At 67.0% G+C, this 23,288-nt stretch carries 23 protein-coding genes and 1 tRNA gene; 11 read left to right on the forward strand and 13 right to left on the reverse strand.

The window, feature by feature from the left end; translation table 11 throughout:
* Positions 1 to 309 precede the first annotated feature (309 nt).
* From AZG88_RS30050 to AZG88_RS30060, 3 genes are all read left to right on the forward strand, one after another.
* Positions 310 to 978 (forward strand): hypothetical protein, encoded by a 669-nt coding sequence (locus AZG88_RS30050; RefSeq protein ID WP_061041125.1) that lies wholly within the window; start codon positions 310 to 312, stop codon positions 976 to 978.
* A gap of 159 nt (positions 979 to 1,137) precedes the next feature.
* Positions 1,138 to 1,773, forward strand: coding sequence for an RDD family protein (locus AZG88_RS30055; RefSeq protein ID WP_061699958.1), 636 nt, complete (start codon positions 1,138 to 1,140; stop codon positions 1,771 to 1,773).
* Between the two features lie 118 nt (positions 1,774 to 1,891).
* Positions 1,892 to 2,620 carry a queuosine precursor transporter gene (locus AZG88_RS30060; RefSeq protein ID WP_005248717.1) on the forward strand — a complete coding sequence of 243 codons (729 nt, stop codon included), beginning with the start codon at positions 1,892 to 1,894 and terminating at the stop codon, positions 2,618 to 2,620.
* Positions 2,621 to 2,663: 43 nt separating this feature from the next.
* On the opposite strand, the gene tgt is transcribed toward AZG88_RS30060, so the two are convergent.
* Positions 2,664 to 3,908, reverse strand: a complete 1,245-nt coding sequence (gene tgt, locus AZG88_RS30065; protein ID WP_061699959.1) for a tRNA guanosine(34) transglycosylase Tgt — start codon at positions 3,906 to 3,908, stop codon at positions 2,664 to 2,666.
* A 106-nt stretch (positions 3,909 to 4,014) separates the two neighbouring features.
* On the opposite strand from tgt, the gene AZG88_RS30070 reads away from it, so the two are divergent.
* Together AZG88_RS30070 and AZG88_RS30075 are read left to right on the forward strand one after the other, a co-directional pair.
* Positions 4,015 to 5,898 (forward strand): sulfatase-like hydrolase/transferase, encoded by a 1,884-nt coding sequence (locus tag AZG88_RS30070; RefSeq protein WP_061699960.1) that lies wholly within the window; start codon positions 4,015 to 4,017, stop codon positions 5,896 to 5,898.
* A 5-nt stretch (positions 5,899 to 5,903) separates the two neighbouring features.
* Entirely contained in the window at positions 5,904 to 7,145 is a 1,242-nt protein-coding gene (locus AZG88_RS30075) for a hypothetical protein (RefSeq protein ID WP_061699961.1), read from the forward strand.
* A 42-nt stretch (positions 7,146 to 7,187) separates the two neighbouring features.
* On the opposite strand, the gene AZG88_RS30080 is transcribed toward AZG88_RS30075, so the two are convergent.
* The 4 genes from AZG88_RS30080 to AZG88_RS30095 form a co-directional block, all read right to left on the reverse strand.
* Positions 7,188 to 9,167, reverse strand: a complete 1,980-nt coding sequence (locus tag AZG88_RS30080) for an ABC transporter ATP-binding protein (RefSeq protein ID WP_061699962.1) — start codon at positions 9,165 to 9,167, stop codon at positions 7,188 to 7,190.
* A complete protein-coding gene (locus tag AZG88_RS30085) occupies positions 9,164 to 10,897 on the reverse strand; it encodes an ABC transporter ATP-binding protein (protein WP_005248728.1) in 1,734 nt (577 codons plus the stop codon). Before AZG88_RS30085 ends, AZG88_RS30080 begins: the two co-directional genes overlap by 4 nt.
* 146 nt (positions 10,898 to 11,043) lie before the next feature.
* Positions 11,044 to 13,392: an MMPL family transporter gene (locus AZG88_RS30090; protein ID WP_061699963.1), complete on the reverse strand. Its 2,349-nt coding sequence runs from the start codon at positions 13,390 to 13,392 to the stop codon at positions 11,044 to 11,046.
* Positions 13,393 to 13,442: 50 nt separating this feature from the next.
* Positions 13,443 to 14,045 carry a TetR/AcrR family transcriptional regulator gene (locus AZG88_RS30095; RefSeq protein ID WP_005253325.1) on the reverse strand — a complete coding sequence of 201 codons (603 nt, stop codon included), beginning with the start codon at positions 14,043 to 14,045 and terminating at the stop codon, positions 13,443 to 13,445.
* A 121-nt stretch (positions 14,046 to 14,166) separates the two neighbouring features.
* Here AZG88_RS30095 and AZG88_RS30100 point away from each other — a divergent pair, with 121 nt between their 5' ends.
* The 5 genes from AZG88_RS30100 to AZG88_RS30120 all read left to right on the forward strand — a co-directional run bounded on the left by AZG88_RS30100 (position 14,167) and on the right by AZG88_RS30120 (position 18,170).
* A complete protein-coding gene (locus AZG88_RS30100; RefSeq protein WP_061699964.1) occupies positions 14,167 to 14,982 on the forward strand; it encodes a class I SAM-dependent methyltransferase in 816 nt (271 codons plus the stop codon).
* Between the two features lie 136 nt (positions 14,983 to 15,118).
* Complete coding sequence (locus tag AZG88_RS30105; protein ID WP_061699965.1) at positions 15,119 to 16,192, forward strand: aromatic ring-hydroxylating dioxygenase subunit alpha; 1,074 nt, start codon at positions 15,119 to 15,121, stop codon at positions 16,190 to 16,192.
* A gap of 18 nt (positions 16,193 to 16,210) precedes the next feature.
* Complete coding sequence (locus tag AZG88_RS30110; RefSeq protein WP_061041118.1) at positions 16,211 to 16,426, forward strand: hypothetical protein; 216 nt, start codon at positions 16,211 to 16,213, stop codon at positions 16,424 to 16,426.
* 16 nt (positions 16,427 to 16,442) lie between these two features.
* Positions 16,443 to 17,402, forward strand: a complete 960-nt coding sequence (locus AZG88_RS30115; RefSeq protein ID WP_005248739.1) for a PDR/VanB family oxidoreductase — start codon at positions 16,443 to 16,445, stop codon at positions 17,400 to 17,402.
* Between the two features lie 15 nt (positions 17,403 to 17,417).
* The gene (locus AZG88_RS30120; RefSeq protein WP_005248741.1) at positions 17,418 to 18,170 is read left to right on the forward strand and encodes an IclR family transcriptional regulator; all 753 of its coding nucleotides are present in this window, start codon (positions 17,418 to 17,420) and stop codon (positions 18,168 to 18,170) included.
* Here the strand turns inward: AZG88_RS30120 and AZG88_RS30125 are convergent.
* Together AZG88_RS30125 and AZG88_RS30130 are read right to left on the reverse strand one after the other, a co-directional pair.
* Entirely contained in the window at positions 18,136 to 18,633 is a 498-nt protein-coding gene (locus AZG88_RS30125) for an RrF2 family transcriptional regulator (protein WP_005248742.1), read from the reverse strand. The genes AZG88_RS30120 and AZG88_RS30125 overlap by 35 nt on opposite strands.
* A gap of 37 nt (positions 18,634 to 18,670) precedes the next feature.
* Positions 18,671 to 19,087 carry a VOC family protein gene (locus AZG88_RS30130; RefSeq protein ID WP_005248743.1) on the reverse strand — a complete coding sequence of 139 codons (417 nt, stop codon included), beginning with the start codon at positions 19,085 to 19,087 and terminating at the stop codon, positions 18,671 to 18,673.
* A 165-nt stretch (positions 19,088 to 19,252) separates the two neighbouring features.
* Here AZG88_RS30130 and AZG88_RS30135 point away from each other — a divergent pair, with 165 nt between their 5' ends.
* Positions 19,253 to 20,221 carry a sterol desaturase family protein gene (locus tag AZG88_RS30135; RefSeq protein ID WP_025431682.1) on the forward strand — a complete coding sequence of 323 codons (969 nt, stop codon included), beginning with the start codon at positions 19,253 to 19,255 and terminating at the stop codon, positions 20,219 to 20,221.
* Here the strand turns inward: AZG88_RS30135 and AZG88_RS30140 are convergent.
* The 6 genes from AZG88_RS30140 to AZG88_RS30165 form a co-directional block, all read right to left on the reverse strand.
* On the reverse strand, positions 20,153 to 20,836 hold the full coding sequence (locus AZG88_RS30140) for a YceI family protein (protein ID WP_005248745.1): 684 nt from the start codon (positions 20,834 to 20,836) through the stop codon (positions 20,153 to 20,155). The genes AZG88_RS30135 and AZG88_RS30140 overlap by 69 nt on opposite strands.
* A gap of 69 nt (positions 20,837 to 20,905) precedes the next feature.
* Positions 20,906 to 21,700: an SDR family NAD(P)-dependent oxidoreductase gene (locus AZG88_RS30145; protein WP_005248746.1), complete on the reverse strand. Its 795-nt coding sequence runs from the start codon at positions 21,698 to 21,700 to the stop codon at positions 20,906 to 20,908.
* 94 nt (positions 21,701 to 21,794) lie between these two features.
* Positions 21,795 to 21,885 (reverse strand) — tRNA-Ser (locus tag AZG88_RS30150).
* 55 nt (positions 21,886 to 21,940) lie between these two features.
* Positions 21,941 to 22,132: a CsbD family protein gene (locus AZG88_RS30155; RefSeq protein ID WP_005561211.1), complete on the reverse strand. Its 192-nt coding sequence runs from the start codon at positions 22,130 to 22,132 to the stop codon at positions 21,941 to 21,943.
* 138 nt (positions 22,133 to 22,270) lie between these two features.
* Positions 22,271 to 22,729 (reverse strand): nucleoside deaminase, encoded by a 459-nt coding sequence (locus AZG88_RS30160; protein WP_025431681.1) that lies wholly within the window; start codon positions 22,727 to 22,729, stop codon positions 22,271 to 22,273.
* A gap of 11 nt (positions 22,730 to 22,740) precedes the next feature.
* Positions 22,741 to 23,280, reverse strand: coding sequence for a tRNA adenosine deaminase-associated protein (locus AZG88_RS30165; protein ID WP_005248749.1), 540 nt, complete (start codon positions 23,278 to 23,280; stop codon positions 22,741 to 22,743).
* Between the last annotated feature and the right edge of the window lie 8 nt (positions 23,281 to 23,288).

Consider the following 23,288-nt stretch of genomic DNA (forward strand, 5'->3'; position numbering starts at 1 on the left):
GACCCTAACGACAAACCTGAAGGTGGTGACCAGGGCGGATACCCCCCGCAGGGCAATCCTCCACCGCCGCCCGGTGGTTATCCGCCGCCCCCGGGAAATTACCCACCGCCGCCGCAGGGACCGCCGCCCGGCGGATATCCGCCACCGCCGCCCGGCGGAAACTACCCGCCTCCGCCCGGCGGAAACTATCCACCGCCCCCCGGTAATTACCCACCGCCGCCGCCCGGCGGAAATTACCCGCCGCCGCAGGGCAATTACCCGCCACCGCCGCAGGGACCGCCGCCCGGCGGATATCCGCCGCCCCCGCCGATGTCGGATTACGGCACGCCCGGGCAGACGCCGGGGCAGTTCTCCGTGGGCGACGCGATCGGCTACGGCTGGAACAAGTTCAAGGACAACGCGCTCATCTGGATCGGCATCCTGCTGATCGCCGCCGTCATCCAGGTCGTGCTGAACCTCGTCTTCGGCGGCTTCAGCACGTCGTCCGACATGAGCGCGGCGTTCTCGGTGTGGCGCATCATCGGCACGATCGTCACGACCATCGTCGGCTACCTGATCAATGCGGCTCTGGTGCGGGGCGCACTGCACGAGGTGGACGGGAACAAGCCGGCGTTCGGTTCGTTCTTCCAGTTCACCAACGTCGGGGCGATCATCATCGCCAGCGTGATCATCGGTGTGGCCGCCACCATCGGTTTCGTCCTGCTCATCATCCCGGGTCTCATCGTGATCTTCCTGACCTGGTGGACGCTGCAGTTCGTCATCGATCAGAACGAGGACGCCATCACCGGCATCAAGTCGAGCTTCCGCGTGATCTCGCAGAACGTCGGCCCGGTGCTGCTGCTGGCCCTGGCCCTCGTCGGCATCAACATCGTCGGTGCAATCCTCTGCGGCGTCGGACTTCTCGTCTCGATCCCGATCACCATCATCGCGTCGACCTACGCGTACCGCGTGCTCACCGGCCGTTACGTCGCGGCCTGACCGACCGCTCCCCGCGGGTGAGCGTGCTTCCTGTCCAACGAGGATGGAAGTACGCTCACCCGTTTTGCTACTCCCGTCACTCGAGTCACTCCCACCCCTTGCGTAAGGTGCTCAGGCGTCATCCGAGACATTCAGGACTCGAGATTCGAGGGGGAACACATGACTACCGGTGGATTCGATCCAGGCCAGGGACAACAGCCGTTCGATGGGCAGCAGTACGGGCAACCGCACTACAACGGGGCGGGCCGGCAGCAGCACGGACAGCAGTTCGGCGCACCGCCGCAGTTCGATTCGGCGCAGCAGTTCGGCACGCAGCCGTTCGCGCAGCCGGATTTCGGGTTCGACCCGTCCCGCCCCGGTGAACTTCTTCCCCGCCTGGGCGCACGGGTGATCGACGGCCTGATCGTCGGCATCCCGATGGCCGTGGTCAGCACCGTCCTCGCGCTGGTGCTGGGCAACTTCCTGGGCAGCGTCCTCGGCGCGATCCTCACCGCGGCCGCCGCCGTCGGCTACTTCGTCTTCCTCGAAACGACGAGGGGGCAGACCCTGGGCAAGCAGATTCTGGGCCTGCGCGTCGAGGGCCCGGACGGCGGACTCCCCACCCAGCAGCAGTCGCTGACCAGAAACGGTTTCTACGTCCTGTCCGCGCTCGGCGGGTTCCCGCTCCTCGGGTTCCTGTTCGGACTGCTCGGCGTCGTCGCCGCGATCGTCATCGGGGTGACCATCAACGGCAGCCCCACCAAGCAGGGCAAGCACGACGAACTGGCCGGCGGCACGCGCGTCGTCCAGGGCTAGTCCGGACCTCTCTCTACCGTGCGGGTGAACGTACCTTTCGTCGCGTCAGATCGGACAAAAGGTACGTTCACCCGTTCCTGATTCGCGCCCTTCCCCGTGCAGGTGCTTGGATTGCGGCGTGACAGCCTCAGATCAGCAGACCAAACCAGACGACCACGCGACGTTCGCGCACGTCAGCCGGGGGTACTACCCCACGTTCGTCGCCCTCTTCACCGCGACGCTGCTGATCTCGAATATCTGCGCGACGAAGGGCGTCGCATTCTTCGCCGATTCGTCGCTGACCATCGGACCGCTGCAGATCCTGCCCGTCATCACCGACGGCGGCTTCTTCCTGTTCCCGCTGGCCTACATTCTCGGCGACGTCCTCAGCGAGGTGTACGGGTTCAAGTCGACCCGGCGCGCGATCTACCTGGGCTTCGGCGCCCTGATCCTGGCCGCGTTCTGCTTCTGGCTCCTCATCGAGCTGCCGTCCGCCGACTTCTACGAGAACCAGGAAGCGCTGCGGTCCGTCGTCGGCGTCTACCCGCGACTGCTGCTCGCCGGGCTGGCCGGTTACCTCGTCGGGCAGATGCTGAACTCGGTGACGCTGGTCCTGATCAAGGAGCGCACCAAGGAGAAGCACCTGTGGGCGCGGCTCATCGGTTCCACCATCGTCGGTGAGTTCGCCGACACCCTGATCTTCTGCTCCATCGCCGCAGGCGCGATCGGCATCAGCACGTGGAGCGATTTCGTCAACTACGTGATCGTCGGATTCCTGTGGAAGACCCTCGTCGAGGTGCTGGTCATGCCGATCACATACCGCGTCATCGCCTACGTGAAGAAGCGCGAACCCACCTACCAGCTCTGACCCCCATGTGAGTGGGAAAGTGTGCCCGAGGACGCTTTCCCACTCACGTGCGGTAGAAGCGGCCCAGGGTTTCGGCCTTGAACTCGTCGAAGTAGCCGCCTTCGATGCTGGCGCGGATCTGATCGACCAACCGGACGGTGAAGCGTTCGTTGTGGATGGTGCACAACGTGGACGCCAGCATTTCCTTCGCCTTGAACAAATGGTGAATGTAGGCGCTGGTGTAATTCGCGCAGGTGTAGCAATCGCAGTTCTCGTCGATGGGCGTGAAGTCCCGACGGAAGCGGCTGGTGTTGATGTTGAACCGGCCGTCCGGGTGGTAGATCGCGGCGTTGCGCGCCACCCGCGACGGATTCACGCAATCGAACGTGTCGGCGCCGTTCTCGATGGCGACGAAGAAATCGTCCGGCTCGCTGATGCCGAGCATGTGCCGCGGCTTGTGCTCGGGAAGCTCCTCGTTGCACCAGCGGACGATGGTGCCCAGGTTCTGCTTCTCGAGCGCACCGCCGATGCCGTACCCGTCGAAACCGCGGCCGCTCTCCCCCGTGATCGACTCCAGCCCCCGGCACGCCTGCCGCCGCAGGTCCTCGTACTGCGCGCCCTGGACAACCCCGAACAGCGCCTGATACGGGCGATGGGAACGCTCGGCGGTGAGCTTCTCGTGCTCCGCGATGCAGCGCACCGCCCACGCCTGCGTCCGCTCCACCGACCGCTCCTGGTACCCGCGGGTGTTCAGCAGCGTGGTGAGCTCGTCGAACGCGAACATGATGTCGGCGCCGAGCTGGTGCTGGATCTGCATCGACACCTCGGGGGTGAACCGGTGCCGCGACCCGTCCAGGTGCGATTTGAACGTGACACCGTCGTCGTCGACAGTCGCGAGGCGTTCCTTGCCCTTCGCGATGACGTCGTCGGAGCGCACCCCGACGGCTTCCATCGCGAGGACCTTCTTGAACCCGACGCCCAGCGACATGACCTGGAATCCGCCGCTGTCGGTGAACGTCGGGCCGTCCCAGTTCATGAACTTGCCCAGACCGCCGGCCTCGTCGACGATGTCCGGCCCGGGCTGCAGGTACAGGTGGTACGCGTTGGCGAGCAGCGACTGCGCGCCCAACTCCTTCATGCTCTCCGGCAGCACCGCCTTGACGGTGGCCTTGGTGCCGACGGCCACGAACGACGGCGTCGCGATGTCGCCGTGCGGGGTGTGAATGGTTCCGGTGCGGCCCAGCTGCCCGTCGAGTCGGGTGCCGACGGTGAAGAACGGATCGGGCGGGGTCGGGACTACGGCATTCACGGGTGTATCCAATCACGGGCGACATTTCCGCCGACACATCACTACTTCGTTCGAAAGTGGGTACAGAGAGTGAGACGATCCCATCCCTTCGACCGGAGGAACCGCCATGACCGACGAGAAGGCCGGCCATCCGATCGACAGGCGAACGTTTCTCTCGGGTGCGGCGGTCGCCGGCGGGGTGACCGTGATGTCGAGCCTCTTCGACCGTCGGGCGGACGCGTCGGAGAAACCGCTGCACCGTCAGCCCAGCAATTACGTGCAGCCCAACATCGTGTTCATCGTCGTCGACGAGATGCGGTTTCCCCAGGTCTTTCCGGCGGGGATCACCACTGCCGACCAGTTCCTGCAGCGGTTCATGCCCAACCTGTACACGCTGTGGGCGCCCGGGGTGAAATTCACGCAGCACTACACGGCCGGGGTGGCATGCAGCCCCGGCCGTGCCTGTTTCGTCACCGGTCTCTATCCGCTGCAGAACTGGATGCTGCAGACGCGGACCGGCAATCGGGCCTCCCCCGTCCCGTCGCCCGCGATGGGCCGGGACTTTCCGACGTACGGCAAGCTGCTGCGGCAGGCCGGGTACGTCACGCCGTACGTCGGCAAATGGCATCTGTCGCCGTCCCCCGACGAGGACTCCGGGCTCGCCCCCGGCTACCTCGAGGAGTACGGGTTCGACGGACTGACGATGCCCGACATCATCGGAATGAACGGTGAGGGATTCGAATTCGACGGGCACATCGCCGACCAGGCCGCGGCGTGGTTGTCGACGCGGAAACCCGGGGACGGCCCGTTCTGCCTCACGGCGAGCTTCGTCAATCCCCACGACCAGCAGTTCTTCTGGGCCGGAACGGAAGCGGAACGGTATCAGTCGCTGTACGCGAACAACGTTCCCCCGCTCAGCCCCGCCCGGGCCTGGTCGGTGACCACCGCCGAGAGCGACCCTCCGCGGCTGGGTTATCCGTCCGTGCCGCCCAACTGGGAACCCGAGAAGGCATTGCAGTCGAAACCGAGCACCCAGGTGTTCGCCCGGGAGTTCCAGGCCCTGGTCTGGGGCGGCGTAACCGACGACACCCAGAATCTGTCGAACTACTACCTCCAGCCCTACGGTCAGGGCACCGATCCCGACCGACACATCGCGTTCGCGCCGTACACGTACTGGGAGCGGGCCCTGGACAGTTACACCAACGTGCTGTCGATGGTCGATCACCACATCGGCACGGTGATCAACTCGCTGCCGGAAGACGTCGCGGCGAACACCGTCTTCGTCATGACGTCCGATCACGGCGAATACGCCGGGGCGCACGGCTTCGTCGCAGGCAAACTGTCCACCGCCTACGACGAGGCCTTCCACATCCCGCTGATCGTCGCCGACCCGACCGGGCGATTCACCGGCGACACCGACACCCCGCGCGGCCAGCTCACGTCGAGCGTCGACGTGGTGCCGCTGCTCGCGACACTCGGTCACGGCGACCGGAACTGGATGTCCGGGGACCTGTTCGCCACCTATGCCGAACGCGTCGACCTCATGCCGTTGCTGCGGAGCAACGCCGCGGCCGGTCGCGACCACGTCGTCCTCGCCACCAACGAGCACGCACCGCAGGGGGTCAACTGGAACAACTCCCCCACCCACATCTACGTGCTGCGCACCCCCGAGGCGAAGGTCGCGGTGTATTCGAAGTGGCTGGGACCCACCGCCTACGTCGACCCGGCCTCATTCCAGTACGAGTTCTACGACTACGCCACCGAACGCGGCCGGGCGGAACTCGACAACACCTTCGATCACGACCCGCGCGGTCCGGCCATGGCCGCCCAGCTGATGACCCAGTACCTGCCGACGCAGCTCGCCGCGCCGCTACCCCCGGCGTTCGCACAGCAGGGTGCCGACGCGATGGCGCGCTACCTCGCCTACATCCAGCTGATCAACCGGTACACCCCGGGTGAGATCGACCGCGAGGGCATCGAGAAGCTGACCGCGTTCGGGGAGGTGTTCTGACGGCCATGGCAGGGAAAGTCGTTGCCGCCGTGTGTCTCCTGCTGCTGTGGTCGGGCGCGGCGTCGGTCGCGTCCGCGCAGCCCGCTCCGACGGCGCAGTGCGCGTGGCAGTTCATGTCCGACTCGACCGTGCTCGACGTCGCCTTCCCCGACGCCAACGCGACGTACTGGGTGCTGCCCTACGCGTTGGGGCCGGGTGACACCATCGAACTGAGCGGCACCTACCCGGCTGCCCGCTACTTCTCGCTCAACACGTACGGGACGAACTTCGACACCGTCGACACGTTGCGCGACAACCAGATCGGACCCGACCCCGGCAGCGGAAACCCGTTCGCCGACGCCGCCGCCGGTGCCCTGCCCGCCACGCAGAAGCGCTGGCACGCGACGGTCGTGACCGGTCCGGCCGACCACTCCCGCAATCAGATTCAGGCCCTGCCCGCCGGGGCCGACGCGCAGTCCGTACCCGTCGGTTTCCTCATCATCCGGGTGTACGTGCCCGACGACCCGGCATCTCCGACCGGCGGCGTTCCACTACCCGACGTGACACTGACGTTCGGGGGCCGGACGTCGCCGGTGCCGACCTGCGGATCCGAATTCGATCCCTCCGACTACGACAACGGCCCACTCGGACAGGCCGCGGAGGCCGCATTCGACCAGATCATCGCCGGCGCAGCGTCCGGAGCGTTCCCCGGCAACGTACCCGAGGCGACGTTCGTGAACCCCGCGAGCACGTCGGGCCTGTTCCCCAACGGCGACAACAAATATGTCGGAGCAGGACTGACGTACCAGCCCGGACGCATCGTCGTCGTGCAGGGCCGGGCGCCGACGTTCCCCGACACCCGTGCCGGCCAACCCGTCACGGCGCCCGGCCGGCAGGTGCGGTACTGGTCGATGTGCCAGAACGATCAGGTGACGCCGTACCCGGTCGTCGCGTGCGCCGCCGACTTCCAGACACGCACCGACGGCGACGGGAACTACACGTACGTCGTCGCCGCACCGCAGGACGTCCCCGCCCGCGCCGCGTCCGACCCGACCGTCACCGTCATCCCCTGGGGCTCCACCGACGTCGCGAAGAAGGTGCTGTTCCTGCGGTACATGCTGCCATCCGACGCCTTCTACCCGCAGTCGGTGCAGGCATCGCAGAACCAGCACACCGACCCCGCCACCACCATGGGTCCGTACTATCCCCGCTCCGCCTACTGCGACACCGCCACCTTCGAAGCCGGGGGTGCCGCCGCCTGCCTGTGAGTACTTGTCAACCGCCCGTGGTTGACAAGTACTCACGGGCGGTCACGCACCAGCGCCGACGAACTGGCTGTTGTAGAGGCGGAAGTACGCGCCGCGGGTGAGGAGCAGGTCGTCGTGGCTGCCCTGCTCGACGATGCGACCGTCCTCCATGACGACGATGAGGTCGGCGTCGCGGATGGTCGACAAGCGGTGCGCGATGACGAAACTCGTGCGATCACTGCGCAGGACCGCAGTCGCGTGCTGCACCAGCAACTCGGTGCGGGTGTCGACGGAACTGGTCGCCTCGTCGAGTATCAGGATCGACGGCTGCGAGATGAACGCGCGGGCAATGGTGATCAGCTGCTTCTCACCGGCACTGATGTTGCTGCCCTCTTCGTCGATGACGGTGTCGTAGCCGTCGGGCAGCGAGTGGACGAACCGGTCGACGTAGCTGATCCGCGCGGCCGCCTGAATCTCCTCCTCGGTGGCGTCGGGACGTCCGTACGCGATGTTGTCGCGGATGGTGCCGCCGAACAGCCACGCATCCTGCAACACCATGCCGATGCGGGACCGCAGGTCGTCGCGCGACATCTCGGCGATGTCGACGCCGTCGAGGAGGATCTTGCCGCCGTCGAGTTCGTAGAACCGCAGGATCAGGTTGACGAGTGTGGTCTTGCCGGCGCCGGTGGGCCCGACGATGGCGACCATCTGACCGGGTTCCGCCACCAGCGACAGGTTCTCGATCAGCGGCTTCTCCGGCGAGTAACCGAACGACACGTCCGAGAACTCCACCCGGCCGAACGTATGGACGCGACCCGCATCACGGGGCTCCGCCGGTGTGGGAGCTTCGGTGAGGTCGGGCTCCTCCTCGTCCTCGTCGAGGATGGCGAACACCCGCTCGGCGGACGCCACACCCGACTGCATGAGGTTGACCATCGCCCCGATCTGGGTGAGGGGCTGGGTGAACTGGCGCGAGTACTGGATGAACGCCTGCACGTCGCCGAGGCTCATCGTGCCGGATGCCACCCGCATGCCGCCGAGCACGGCGATGGCCACGAAGTTGAGGTTTCCGAGGAACATGATCGCGGGCATGATCAGGCCCGAGATGAACTGGGCCCGGTAGCTGGCCTGGTAGAGCGCCTCGTTCTGCTCCTCGAACCGGGCCTCCACCTCACGGCTACGGCCGAACACGGTGACCAGTTCGTGACCCGTGTACGCCTCCTCCACGTGAGAGTTGAGCGCTCCCGTCGACTTCCACTGCGACACGAAATGGGTCTTGGACCGTTTCGCGATCTGCGCCGTCACCAGGATCGACAGCGGCACCGTCAGCACCGCGATCAACGCGAGCAGCGGCGAGATGACGATCATCATCACGAGGATGCCGATCACCGTCATCGCCGACACGATCAGCTGGCTCATCGTCTGCTGCAACGACTGCGAGACGTTGTCGATGTCGTTGGTGACCCGGCTCAGCAGGTCGCCGCGGGAGTGGGAGTCGAAGTAGCGCAGCGGAAGTCGGTGGATCTTCCGTTCGACCTCGCCGCGCAGGTTCTTCACGACGCCCTGCACGATGATGTTCAGCAGGAAACCCGACAGCCACATGAACACCGACGACCCCAGGTACAGGGCCAGCACGATCGCCAGCACCCGGCCGAGCGCACTGAAGTCGATACCGACACCGGGCACGACGGCCATGCCGGACACCATGTCGGCGAACGTGTTCTGCCCGTCGGCCCGCAGTGCGGCGACGGCCTGATCCTTCGACATCCCGGCGGGCAACTGCGCGCCGATGATGCCGTCGAAGATCAGGTTCGTGCCCTGACCGAGCATGCGCGGCGCGATCGAGGTGAGCACCACCGACACGGCAGCGACCAGGAGAACGATGCCGACGGCGATCCGGTGGGGACGCAGCCGCCTCAGCAGCCGCTTGGTGGACGGCCACAGGTCGTTCGGCTTGGCCCCCGGGGCACCCGGAGCGACCGGTCCCGGAATACGGGGGCCGGCGGGCCTTTCGGCAGTGGTGGTGGTTGCGCGATCGCTCATAGTGCTTCCTGGACCGATCGTTGGGATTCGACGATCTCGACGTAACACGGACACGTCTCGAGCAGTTGGTCGTGCGTGCCGATCCCGACCACCGCGCCGTCCTCGAGGACCACGATCTGCTCGGCCTCCACGATCGTCGAGACACGTTGGGCGACGACGATGACGCACGCGTCCGAAGTCTCGGGTTTGAGCGCCGCACGCAGCCGGGCGTCGGTGGTGAGGTCGAGGGCGGAGAAGGAGTCGTCGAACAGGTAGATCGACGGGCGACGGACCAGTGCCCGCGCAATGGCGAGTCGCTGTCGCTGACCGCCGGACACGGTCGTGCCGCCCTGCGAGATCGGGGTGTCGAGACCCTCGGGCATCGCGCGGACGAAATCGGCGGCCTGCGCGATCTCCAGAGCCCGCCACAGTTCGTCGTCGGTGGCATCGGGCTTGCCGTACCGGAGGTTGGTGGCGACCGTGCCCGAGAACAGGTACGGCCGCTGCGGAACGAGTCCGATTCCGGACCGCAGGACGTCGAGGTCGATGCGACGCACATCCGTGTCGGACACGGTGACCGAACCCGACGTGGCGTCGATGAGGCGCGGGATCAGGGACAGCAGCGTCGTCTTACCGGAGCCGGTGCCGCCGATGATCGCGGTGGTCTTGCCCGGTTCGGCGCGGAAGCTGATGTCGCGCAACACCGGTTCGTCGGCGCCGGGGAACTTGAACTGGGCGTCGCGCAGTTCCACCACACCGGGGTTCTCCAGCACGGTGACCGCATCGACCGGCGGCACGACGGTGGAATCCGTGTCGAGCACCTCGCCGATACGTTCGGCGCAGACCGTGGCGCGGGGGGCCATCATCGCGATGAACGACGCCATCATCACCGACATCAGGATCTGCATGATGTAGCTGAGCATCGCGGTGAGCGAGCCGACCTGCATGGTGCCGCTGTTGATCTCGTGGCCGCCGAACCAGATGACGGCGACACTGGTGATGTTCGCGATGACCATCACCAGGGGGAACATCACCGCCGTCAGCCTGCCGACCCGCAGGGCGGTCTGGGTGAGCTGCTCGTTCGCGTCGCCGAACCGCGCCACCTCGGAGCGCTCACGGACGAACGCCCGCACCACACGGATACCGGTGATCTGCTCACGCAGCACCCGGTTGACCCCGTCGATGCGGGTCTGCATCTCCCGGAACGCGGGCACCATCCGCGAAATCACGAACCCCATCGACAGCGCGAGAACCGGCACGGTGACCGCCAGGATCCAGGCGAGCCCGGCGTCCTCCCGGATCGACATCACGACACCGCCGACGCACATGATCGGCGCCATCACGAGGATCGTGCAGCTCATCACGACGAGCATCTGCACCTGCTGCACGTCGTTGGTGTTGCGGGTGATCAGGGACGGCGCGCCGAAGCGGCCGAATTCGCGGGACGAGAAGCTCCCGACCTGATGCATCACGGCGCGGCGCACGTCGCGCCCGAAACCCATTGCGGCACGGGCGCCGAAGAACACCGAACCGATCGAGCAGATGATCTGCACGACGGTGACGAGCAGCATCATGACGCCCGTGGACAGGATGTACCCGGTGTCGCCCTTGGTGACGCCGTTGTCGATGAGATCGGCGTTCAGGCTGGGAAGATACAGAGCGGCCGCGGTCGCGACCAGCTGGAACAGGACGACCGCCGTCAGTTCCCGCTTGTACGGGCGGAGGTACGTGGTGAGCAGGGCATTCAACATGGGCAGCGATCCTGGCGGGTCATCATTATGTCCGAAGGTTACCAACAGAAACGACCGCAGGCCCGCGGATTTTCGGGGGGCCTACGGCCCCGTGAGTGGTTGACGAGTCCAGAGACTCCTCAACCACTCACCGGCGGCGGAGCCGCCTACCGGACGGGCTGCAGCGGCTCGTCCGCGTCGTGCAGGACCTTCTTCAGCTTCTCGCCCTCGATGTCGACGTTGGGCAGGATCTTGTCCAGCCACTTCGGCAGCCACCACGCCTTGTCGCCGAGCAGTGCCATCACGGACGGGATGATCACCATGCGCACGACGAAGGCGTCGAAGAACACGGCCGCCGCCAGGGCGAAACCGATCGACTTGATGAACGAGTTCGGCTCGGCGATGAAGGCCGCGAACACCGAGATCATGATGACCGCGGCGGCGCTGACCACCCGGGCACCGTGGTTGAAGCCGACGGTGACGGCCTGCTTCGCCGTCGCGCCGTGGACGTATTCCTCCCGCATCCGAGTCACCAGGAACACCTGGTAGTCCATCGCGAGACCGAACACGACGCCGATCAGGAAGATCGGCATGAAGCTGACGATCGGCTGCGGGTTGGAGATGATGCCGCCCCAGCCCTCCTGGAACACCGCGACCGTGGCACCGAACGTGGCCGCGACGCTGAGGAGGAAGCCGAGTGTGGCCGTCAGCGGCACGAGCACCGAGCGGAACACCAGCAGCAGCAGGAGGAAGGCCAGGCCCACGACCACCGCGAGGTACGGGATCAGCGCGTCCTGCAGCGTCTCGGACACGTCGCCTTCGAGCGCGGTCTGCCCGGTGACGCCGTAGTTGACGCCGATCGAGTCGTGCAGATCTGCCTCCGCACCGCGGATGTTGTTCACCAGGTCCATCGTCGCCGGATCGCTGGGGGCGCTGCTCGGCGTCACCAGGATCTGCGCGGTGTCACCGGCCTTGTTCACGCCGACGACCTGCGCGTTGGCCACGTCGTCCTGCGCGGTGATGGTCTTCACGACCTCACCGAACGCCGCCGACGGCGTGCCGGTGGTGACGTCCTTGGCGTCGACGACGACGAGCAGCGGACCGTTCTTGCCGGGGCCGAAGCCTTCGCTCACGAGGTCGTAGGCCTGCCGGGAGCTGGTGGCGGGGTCGCCGGTGCCCTCGCTGGGCAGGGCCAGGCTCAGGCCGGTCGCGGGGATGGCGAGCGCCCCGAGCACCACCACTCCGGCGATCAGTGGAATCGCGGGCCGGCGGACCACGGCGCTGATGTACCGCAGCGCCAGGCTCGGCTTGCCCTCGTCGTCCTCGAGGTCACGACTGCTGAGGAACGGGATCCTGCCCGCGAAGGCCTTCTTCCCGAACAGCCCGAGGATCGCGGGCAGGAGCGTCAACGCGATCGAGACGGCGATGAACACCGTGAACGCGGCGGCCGCACCCATGTCGGAGAGGAACGGGATCCCGACGACGCGGAGCGCGATCAGGGCGATGATCACCGTGAGACCGGCGAACACCACGGCGGAACCGGCGGTGCCGACGGCACGCCCGGCCGCTTCCGAGCGGTCGTCCGTGAGGGTGAGTTCGTGCCGGAACCGGGACACGATGAACAGCGAGTAGTCGATGGCGACGGCCAGGCCGATCATGATGGCCAGCGTGGGTGTCATCGAGCTGAGGTCGGTGAAGCCGGTGGCGACGGTGATCCCGAGGCTGCCGATCATGATGCCGATGATCGCGGTGATCAACGGCAGACCCGCGGCGACCAGCGAACCGAATGTCAGCGCGAGCACGACAGCGGCCACGCCGATACCGACGAGCTCGGTGGCGCCGCCGGGCGGTTCGGCTTCGTTGGCGGCGGAACCACTGATCTCGACGGTCAGTCCGGCGTTGCGGCCGGCGTCGGCAGCGGCCGAGATCTGGTCGCGCAGAGCCTGGTCGACGTCGCCCATGCTGCCCTTGAACGGCACCTCGACGTAGCCGACGGTCTTGTCGGCGTTGAGCGGGGACAGCGCCTGCGCGTTCGCGACGGCAGCCTCTTCACCGATTCCCTTGTCGGCCGCGGACGACTTCGCCATCTCGACGAGCTGCTCGTTCGCCGTGACGGGGTTGACCAGCGCCTTCGCGGCGTCGGCGCCCGAGGCGGTGGCGGGATCGACCTTGGCGGCGTCCTGGACCTGGTCGATGCCGCGCACCTTGGCGAGCACCGCGTCCATCGCCTGCTGACTCTGCTCGCTCTCGAGGGTCTGCCCCTCGGGAGCGGCGAACACGTAACGCGCGCTGACGGCGTTCATCGGGTCGCTGCCCGCGGCCTCGGGGAACCGTTCGGCCATCAGGTCCTGCGCCTGCTGCGCGGGGGTGCCCGGGATGGAGAACGAATCCTTCGTGGGCCCGGACAGCGTTGCCGCCCCGATGCCCATGAGGACCAGGATCACCAACCAGACGCTGAGGACCGCACCTTTTCGCCGGTAGGCGAATCTGCCGATCCGATAGAGATAGGTGGCCACGAGAGGCTCCTTCTGAGTCGGTGGAACGAAGAGTGATTCGGGGCAGCCGGCTACGGCTGCGGGATTCCCTGACGGAGTTGGCGCATGGCGTCGCGGACCAGTTCTTCGGGTCCGCTCGCACCGGACTTGCCGCTCATCCACAGGTCGAGCGACGCCTTGCACGCCGATCCGACCGCCAGGTGCAGCAGGTTGGGGTAGAGGTCGGTGTCGATGTTCGTGCCTGTGCGTTCGGCGATCACTTCACCGACCAGACGGGTGACGCGCAGGTGCACTTCGAGTTTCTTCGCGAGCAGCGCGGGGCTGGTCTCGACGAGTTCCATCATCACCGCGGTCTCTTCGAGCGGTTTCGCCGGATCGGTGACGATCTGGACCACCACGTGCTCGAGGGAATCCCAGATCGGCTCGTCCTCGGGACGGGCGCGGAGCAGGTCCACCCAGTCGTGGACGGACTGCTCGAAGTGCGCGAGTACCGCCTCCTCCTTGCTGGAGAAGTAGTTGTGGAACGTCCGAGTCGAGACTCCCGCCTCGGACGCGATGGCGTCGGCAGTGACGCATTCGATGCCCAGCGCGCGGGCCAGGCGTGCGGCGGCGCCGCTGAGGGCTGCACGCGTGGCGGCCTTCTTGCGGTCCCGCAGTCCGATTTCCGAAATCACTACTCCAACGGTACAGAACTTGCAGAGCTCTGCAAATTTGCGTGACAGTGCAACTTTTATGTTCTTGCCCACAGTCCGCGCAGCACTGTGTCGGGAGTCACCGCGGAGTTACGGTGGATTCATGTCCGATCCGACGGCGCCGCTGTCGTTCCGGGCGGACGAGATCGACCGCGCCGCCCTGAACCAACTCGCCGCCGTCCTCGACCTGCAGGCGGCGCGCCCGGGAATCCGGCGACTGCGCGAGTGGTCGCTCGCCGCCCTGCAGGTGCAGCCGGGCGAGAGCGCCCTCGACATCGGCTCGGGTACGGGATCGGAGACGCGGGCGCTCGCCGCCGCGGTCACCGCGTCGGGTCGTGCGATCGGACTCGATCCCAATCCCGGCATGGCCCTCCTCGCACGGGAGCGGACCGAGGAGGAGGGCTCGACCGCGCAGTTCGTGATCGGTGACGCCTACTCGCTGCCGTTCCCCGACGACCGCCTCGACGTCGTGCGGTGCGAGCGGGTGTTCCAGCACCTGAGCGAGCCGGACCGCGCGGCGGCAGAAGTGGCCCGTGTTCTGCGACCCGGCGGGCGCGGCGTCATCGTCGACAGCGACTGGGGAACGGCGATCATGCACCCCGGAGATCCCGAGATCCTGCAACGGATCATGGACGTGATGCTGTCGCACACCGCGAACCCGCACTCCGGACGGCTGCTCCCGGGGCAGCTCACCGCAGCCGGGCTCGTCGTCGAGGACGTCGGCACAGAGGCGTTGATCCAGGATCCGGGCGATGTGACCGGCCCCCTGGTCCAGATGATGACGGCCGCCGCGATCGCCGAGGGGGCGATCTCCGACGCGCAGAGCGCCGAGCTGCTGGACCAACTGAACGCCGCCGCCCGCAGCGGCGACTTCCACATGTCGGTGACGATGTTCGCCTATCTCGTTCACAAGCCCTGACGAAACCCTTCCGACATTCGGAAACCGAGTGTGGTGGATCACCTCCGGTGCCGCACAGTGGTGGAGACGACGCTGACGCCTCACCGAGTCCGGCGTCACGAATAACGCAGCAGCCCAGCATATTCCGGAGGCACTCATGTCCACGATCGCCCGCAACCAGTGGTACGTCGCAGCCTACGGCCGTGAGGTCGGACGCGAACTGTTCTCGCGCACCATCTGCGAGGAGCCGATCCTGTTCTGGCGGACCGAGGCAGGCGAGGCCGTCGCGATGAGCGACCGGTGCGTGCACCGCCGGTACCCGCTGTCCGAGGCGCCGAGCCGGCTCGACGGCGACAAGGTGGTCTGCGGCTATCACGGTTTCACCTACGGCAGCGACGGCGGCTGCGTGTTCGTGCCCGGCCAGGCGCGCGTTCCCCGCACCGCCCGGCTGCGCTCGTACCAGGTGGTCGAGCAGGACTCGTTCGTGTGGGTCTGGATCGCCGACCCGCAGAACCCCGAGCAGGGCGATCCCACCCGCATCCCCCGCGCACCGTGGATGGACTCCCCCGACTACACCGTGGTCAGCGGCATGGAACCGATCGACTGCAACTACGGCCTGCTCGTCGACAATCTGATGGATCTGTCGCACGAGACGTACCTGCACGGCGGCTACATCGGCACCCCCGAGGTGGCGGAAACCCCGATCACCACGGAGATCGACGAGGACCGGAACGTCATCTACGTGTCCAGGCACATGGACGACGCGGAGTGCCCGCCGTTCTACTCCAAGTCCACCGGCATCGAGGGACGCATCACCCGCTGGCAGGACATCGAGTACACGCCGCCGTGCCTGTACCTGCTGCACAGCCGCATCGCCCCGATCGGCGCACCGCTGCCCGGCGACGACGGCTCCGACCCGCACGCGTTCCACAGCGAGATCGTGTACGCGATCACTCCGTCGACGGAGAATTCCACCCTCGACTTCTGGGCCGTGGCCCGCGACTTCGCGGTCGGCGACGACGGCGTCACGACGTTCCTGGCGGAGAACAACCGGACCGTCGTGATGCAGGACGTCGTAGCGCTGAACATTCTGCAGAAGGCGCTCGACACGGAGAAGGACGGCTACCAGGAGCTGTCGATCAACATCGACGCCGGCGGCCTCGGCGCACGCCGGATCCTGAAGAAGCTGGTCGACGCGCCGCAGGCCGTGACCGCCGCAGCGGTGGGCTGAGCCGTGGAACCGACCAGGATGCTCCGCGGCGCCAACGTGATGCGCATCGTCTGGCTTCCGGGCTCGGACCTGCTCGAGGGCGAGTGCCACTGCGGCGCGCGCCACGTCGCGGAAGAACCCGCCACCCTCTGGGAGTGGTTGCTCGCCCACCCCGAGGGACACCACCCCGTCGATCCGCCGGTGCCCGCCACGCCGCTGCCCGCGGCGCCGGAATCCGCTCCCGTTCCCGTCTGATCCCGGAGAGACCGCCATGCCTACCTCACCCGAACCCGTGCTCGAGCTGGAGCTGACCACCAGGACCACCGGCGCCGACGGCGTCGTCGTCCTGGAGTTCCGCGACCCTTCCGGAGCCGACCTGCCCGCGTGGACGCCGGGTGCGCACATCGATCTGGTGCTGACGCCGGAGCTCACCCGCCAGTACTCGCTGTGCGGCGACCCGGCCGACACCGGGACGTGGCGCGTCGCCGTGCTGCGGGAGGCGATGGGGCGCGGCGGTTCGCAGTTCGTGCACGACAAGCTGTGCGAGGGCGACCGCGTCACGGTCCGGGGACCGCGGAACCATTTCGAGCTCGCGCCGTCACCGCGGTACGTGTTCGTCGCGGGCGGCATCGGGATCACACCGATCCTCACCATGGCGCACGCTGCGGAGAACGCCGGCGCCGACTGGACCCTCGTCTACGGTGGGCGCAGCCGCAGTTCGATGGCGTTCGCCGACGCACTCGCCGAGCGGTTCGGCGACCGGGTGGTGGTGCACCCCGAGGACGAGCACGGCCTCATCGACCTACCGGGGCTGCTCGGCGACGTCCGGGACAACACCCTCGTGTACTGCTGCGGCCCGGCGCCGCTGCTCGACGCCGTCACCGGTCACTGCGACAGCTGGCCGTCCGGCGCGCTGCACATCGAGCGCTTCGCGGCCAAGGATCTCGAGGAGCCGGTCCGCGCCGAGGGGTTCGAGGTGGAGCTGACACTGAGCGGCAAGACCGTCACGGTGGCACCCGAGCAGTCGATCCTGCAGGCCGTCACCGCCGCCGGCGTCCAGGTGCTGTCGTCCTGCGAGGAAGGGACCTGCGGAACCTGCGAGACAGCAGTGCTCGGCGGTACTGTCGATCACCGGGATTCCCTGCTCACAGCGGACGAGCAGGCCGAGGGCGACACCATGATGATCTGTGTCTCGCGTGCGAGCTGTCCACGCCTGACGCTGGAACTGTGAGACGGAGAACGAGCAATGGCGATCACCGGATCGGTGACCATTCGCTCGTTGCGGCTCCTCGAGCTCTTCACCCCTGCGTCGCCGCGGCTGACCCTCAGCGATCTGTCGCGCAAGTCGGGGTATCCGCTGAGCACCGTGCACCGGCTGACCAGCGACCTCATCGAATGGGGCGCCCTCGAACGTGACAGCAGCGGTCGCTTCACGGTCGGGCTCAAGCTGTGGGAGATCGCGTCGCTCGCACCGCGCGGCACGATGCTGCGCGAACTCGCGATGCCGGTGATGGAGGACCTGTCACAGATCACGCGGGAGAACGTCCAGCTCGGCATCGCCGAGGGCACCGAGGTCGTGTTCGTCGAACGCATCGCCGGACAGAAGGCCGTGCCCGTCCAGACCCGCGTCGGCGGCAGGTTCCCGCTGACGGCGTCCGGCATCGGCCTGGCCCTGCTCGCGTACATGCCCGCGGACGTGCAGGACCAGGTGCTGAGCGGGCCGATCGAGAAGTTCACCGACCGGACCGTCACCGACCCCGTCGTCCTGCGGCGGACGCTCGCCGAGATCCGCCGATCCGAGGTCGCGATCAGTGATCGTCAGGTGACCATGGACGCCGTCTCCGTCGCGGCACCGATCTTCGAGCGTCCCGGAACGGCGGTCGCGGCCGTGTCGCTCGTGGTCTCGGCGGAGAATGCGTCGCTGAACGCGCTGGTCCCGCTGGTGCGTGCGGCCGGCCGGACGATCAGCCGCGCGCTGCGCCCTCGTCAGCCGTCGTAGCCGGCCGGGTGCGACGCTCCCAGGCCCCCGGATCGGACGTCAGCGTGGTGAGGAAGCCCGGCAGCTGCTCGTTCGCCACGTCCGCCAGGCTCACGTTCTCGAGCACGGCCCGCAGGTTCACCCGCACCGCGATCCACACGTCCTGCAGTTTGGCGGCCGGCCCGCAGTAGTCGACGTCCTCGGGTCGCTCACCCCGCACCGACGCCAGCGGACCCTCGACGGTCCGGATGACGTCGGCGATCGTGATGTCCTCGGCGGGACGGGCCAGCCAGTAGCCGCCGTCGGGTCCGCGTCGGCTGTTGACCAGTCCCCCGCGCCGAAGGTCGGCGAGGACGGCCTCGAGGAACTTGTGCGGAATGGTCTGCGACTGTGCCAGGAACTCGGCCTTGGACGGGGACGGCCCGGCAGCGGCCAGTTCGATCAGCGTCCGCACGGCGTAGTCCACCTTTGCGGTGATGTGCACACCGAATTCCTACCATCCGAGTATGAAAATGGGCAACTCACGCTTCGCCGCGCGAACCCAGAATGTCCAGGTAATGCGGGTTGTACATGACGCCGAGGATGTTGCCGAACGGGTCCACGACGGACGCGGTGACGAATCCCGACTCGCGTTCGGTGCGTGGCTCGTGCTCTGTCGCGCCCATCGACAGCAGCTTCTCGACGGCGGCGGTCACGTCGTCGACGTGCCAGAACACCACCGCGCCGGACGGGCCGTCCGCGGCGCCGTGCGGGGCGTATCGACGGTCGATGATGCCGAGCTCGTGCTGGTAGTCCCCGATCCGGTATTCGATGTACGCAGGGTTCTCGGAGTCGGGGCGTTCGAAGTAGGGGGTGATGCCGAGCAGGGCGCTGTACCACTCGCGGGCCGCCGGGATGTCGTCGGCAAAGAGGCTGACGGTGGTGAGTCCTCGCAACATGAGGAGTCCTTTCGGCTGATCCGGTTCTTGCTGACGAGATCCATTCTTCGCCGCAAAGTGCGCACCCGATGAGCACTTTGTTTCACTCTTCGAATCGAGGCGGATAGTGATGCGTGTCACTCCGAGGTACATTGAACTGGACGATCGTCTTGTGGAGGAAGCAGCATGTGGGAGACCGTGACGTCGGCGTGGAATTCGGCGCTGCTGACGCCCCTGCACGAGCCGGTGACGCTGGCCATCCCGGCGTTCGTGCTGTTTCTCGCCATCGAATGGTTCGCGGCCCGGCACCTCGAGGACGCGACGTTCGACCCCGACGGACGGTCCCGCCCGGTGCGGGGAGGTTACGAGCGCCGCGACGCGCGGGCGAGCGTGTCGATGGGCGCCGTGTCCATCCTGACGACCACGTTCTGGAAGCTGCTGGCCCTGATCGGGTACTCCGCCATCTGGGTGTACCTCGCGCCGTGGCACCTACCCGCGGACGCCTGGTACACGTGGGTAATCCTCATCGTCGGCGTCGATGCGCTGTTCTACGCGTATCACCGGATGGCACACCGCATCCGCCTCATCTGGGCCACCCACCAGGCGCACCATTCGAGTGAGTACTTCAACTTCTCCACCGCGCTCCGCCAGAAGTGGAACAACAGCGCCGAGATCCTGATGTGGATTCCGTTGCCGCTGATCGGCATTCCGCCGTGGATGGTGTTCATCGGATTTTCCGTGAACCTCGTCTACCAGTTCTTCGTCCACACCGAGCGCATCGGCACGCTGCCCCGGCCCATCGAGTTCGTGTTCAACACTCCCTCTCATCACCGCGTCCACCACGGCTGCGACCCCGAATACCTCGACCGCAACTACGCCGGCATCCTCATCGTGTGGGACCGGATGTTCGGCACGTTCCAGCCCGAAACCCACCGCCCCACCTACGGACTCACCACACCGGTGGGCACCTACAACATCTGGAAACTGCAGACCCGCGAATACGCCGCCATCGTCCGGGACTGGCGCCGGGCGTCGTCGTGGCGCGACAAGCTCGGCTACGTGTTCGGGCCGCCCGGCTGGGCGCCGTCAGGAACGCGCGAAGCTGACCAGGAAGTCGACCGTGCCGTTGCCATCCACGGTCACGAAGCCCAGTGACGGCGGCGTCACCCCGAAGTCCGTCCAGGTCACCGGGATGCTGCCCGAGGCGATGAGGTCGTCGCCGGAACGCAGCACGTCGATGTCGACGGACACCGGCCGCGACTGCCCCTTGAGGGTCAGCGTTCCCTGGGCCGTGACCGTTCCCACGGAACCGTCCGCAGGCAGCCCCGACAGGTCGACCGGGGAATCGACCGTGAACGTGGCGGTCGGGAACGTGCCGGTGTCCATCACGTTGCCGCGGAACTGGTTGTCGCGGCGGGACTGATCGGTCGCGATGGTCGCCACCTGCACGGTCACCTCGCCCGCGGTGAGTTTCTCGCCCTCGACGGTCGCGTTGCCGGTCACGTCGCCGGTCGACCCGACCACCGTGACGCTCGCGCCGTTGAGGATCTCGTGGACGGTGTACCCCGACGCCGTCTGGTTGGAGCCCTGACCCGGCGTGACGGTCCACTGCCCGTCGACCGATCCGGTGGCCGCCTCCGCGCCCTCGGTCGACACCGAGGCCGCCGGTGCGTCGTCCTCTGCGATGAATTGGCCGTAGAACCACGGTCCCACCAGCACCGCGATCACGACGATGACAACTGCGCCGACCAACCACCACAGCTTTTTCATGAGATCAGGCTAGTTGCAGCTTCAATGGATGTCACTCGGTACGACCTGCGAGAGTGCTGTGAACGACGGTCACGGGACGATGGAATCGATGTAGCCGCCGTCGACCCGCACCGCCGCGCCGGTGGTCGCCGACGCCTGCGCCGAACTGAGGTAGACGACCATGTTCGCGATCTCCTCCGGCTCGATGAGCCGCTGCAGCAACGACTGCGGCCGGTACTTCTTCATGAACTCGCGCTGCGCCTCGTCCCACGGCAGGTCCGTGTCGACCAGGCTGTAGACGAAATCCTCCACACCGCCCGTGTGGGTGGGGCCGGCGAGAACCGAATTGACCGTGACACCCGTCCCCGCCACCTCCTTCGCGAAGCCGCGCGAGACCGCCAGCAGTGCCGTCTTCGACATCCCGTAATGGATCATCTCGGCGGGAATGACGATCGCCGAGTCACTGGCGATGTCGAGGACCCGGCCCCACGACCGTTCGACCATGCCGGGTAGGACCAGACGTGTCAGCCGGATCGCGGACAGCACGTTCACCTCGAAGTAGCGGCGCCACTCGTCGTCGTCGATCTCCAGGGCAGGCTGTGCGCCGAAGATCCCCAGATTGTTGACGAGGATGTCGACGCTCGGAACGATCTCCAGGACCCGGCGCGCACCCTCGTCCGTCGTGACGTCGGCGGCCGCCGGAACGAATTCGCCGTCCGGGACCTCGGCCCGCAGTCGTTCGATCGCCGCACCCACGGACTTCTCGGTGCGGCCGTTGATCGCCACCCGTGCGCCGGAGCGGCCGAGACCCGCTGCGATCGCGGCGCCGATGCCCTGCGTCGATCCGGTGACCAGCGCCGTCCTGCCCGTCGAGTCGATGCGCATGTCGCCTGCCCCTTCCCTCCAGGACACGCTAACGAACATCCCCGGCCCGGATACACAAAAAAACTCCCCACCTGCGAGTGCAGGTGGGGAGTTTTGGCGGTGGCGGAGGGATTTGAACCCTCGGACGGGGGTTACCCGTCACACGCTTTCGAGGCGTGCTCCTTAGGCCGCTCGGACACGCCACCGCCGGTGACTTTACCGGATGTGGCGCCCGAGCCCGAAATCGCCAGGTGAAACCGTTTAAGTCAGCTTGTCCTTGACGTTCTTGGCGGCGTCCTTGACCTTCTCGCCGGCATCCTTCACCGCCGAGGACGCCTGGTCGGCCTTGCCCTCGTCGCGCAGGTCCGGATCGCCCGTGGCTTTGCCGGTGGCTTCTTTCGCCTGGCCCTTGAGGTCTTCCGCCTTGTTCGAAGCTTTGTCTGCGATTCCCACGAGATACCTCCGTGAATCCGATTTCGAACCCGGGGACGGGTCCGGCGGCGCCTCGTCGGCGCCTGTCTCCAGAGAAGCACGGGTCATGCGGACCCGGCCACAGTGTGTCGAGTACCCCACGAAAGAGTTTGAAACCGGTCAGCGCCGTTCACGGAAGAAGTCTTCGAGAATGCCGGCGCATTCGTCCTCGAGAACACCGCCCCTGACCTGCGGGCGGTGGGTGAGGCGGCGGTCGCGGACCACATCCCACAGTGAGCCGACGGCACCGGTCTTCGGCTCCCACGCCCCGAACACCACCCGGGAGACCCGGGCCAGCACGAGCGCGCCCGCGCACATCGTGCACGGCTCCAGCGTCACCGCGAGCGTCGCCCCCTCGAGGCGCCACCCGTCGCCGTACACCCGCGCGGCGGCACGCAACGCGATGATCTCCGCGTGGGCCGTCGGATCCGACATCGCCTCCCGCGAGTTCACGGCCCGCGACACCTCGACACCGTCGGCGTCGAACACCACCGCACCCACGGGCACGTCGGCGTCGGTGGCGGCACGGGCCGCCTCGATCGCCGCGCGGATCATCCGCTCGTCGTCCTGAAGAGTCACGGCGCGTGAAACTACCGGGGAAGCTTGTCGAGAACCCCGGCCAGCTCCGTGGTGAATCCGAGCCGCTGCGCGATCATCCCGAGCTGCTCGTCGGGATACAGGTCCGTCTCGGACGTGATGACAGCCAGAACGGGTTCGGGCAGACCGAGGTCGGCGAGCAGCGACAGGTCGCCTTCCTCCCACGGCTCGATGTCGTCGAGTTCGTCCGGGTCGATGTCCGGGACCTCGATGTTGAGCGCCTCGAGGACGTCGGCGGCGATGTCGTAGTCGATGGCCGCGGTGGCGTCGGACAGCAGCAGACGCGTTCCCGACGGCGCAGGCCGGAGCACGACGAAGAATTCGTCGTCCACGTCCAGCAGACCGAAGAACGCGCCCGCGCTACGGAGGGCCCGAAGCTCCTCCTCCGCGACGCTGAGACTGGTCAGAGCAGCCGAAGTGAGGGCCTTGACCTTCCACCGGCCGTCCTCGTGTACTACCGCGACACCGAAGCCCTCCAGATCCTCTGCCCGATCCGAGGAGGCGCTGTTGTTTTCCGCGCGCTGTGCACCCATGAGCGCAA

Origin of the sequence: Rhodococcus sp. LB1, from assembly GCF_001583455.1 — a bacterium.
Lineage (GTDB): Bacteria > Actinomycetota > Actinomycetes > Mycobacteriales > Mycobacteriaceae > Rhodococcus_F > Rhodococcus_F opacus.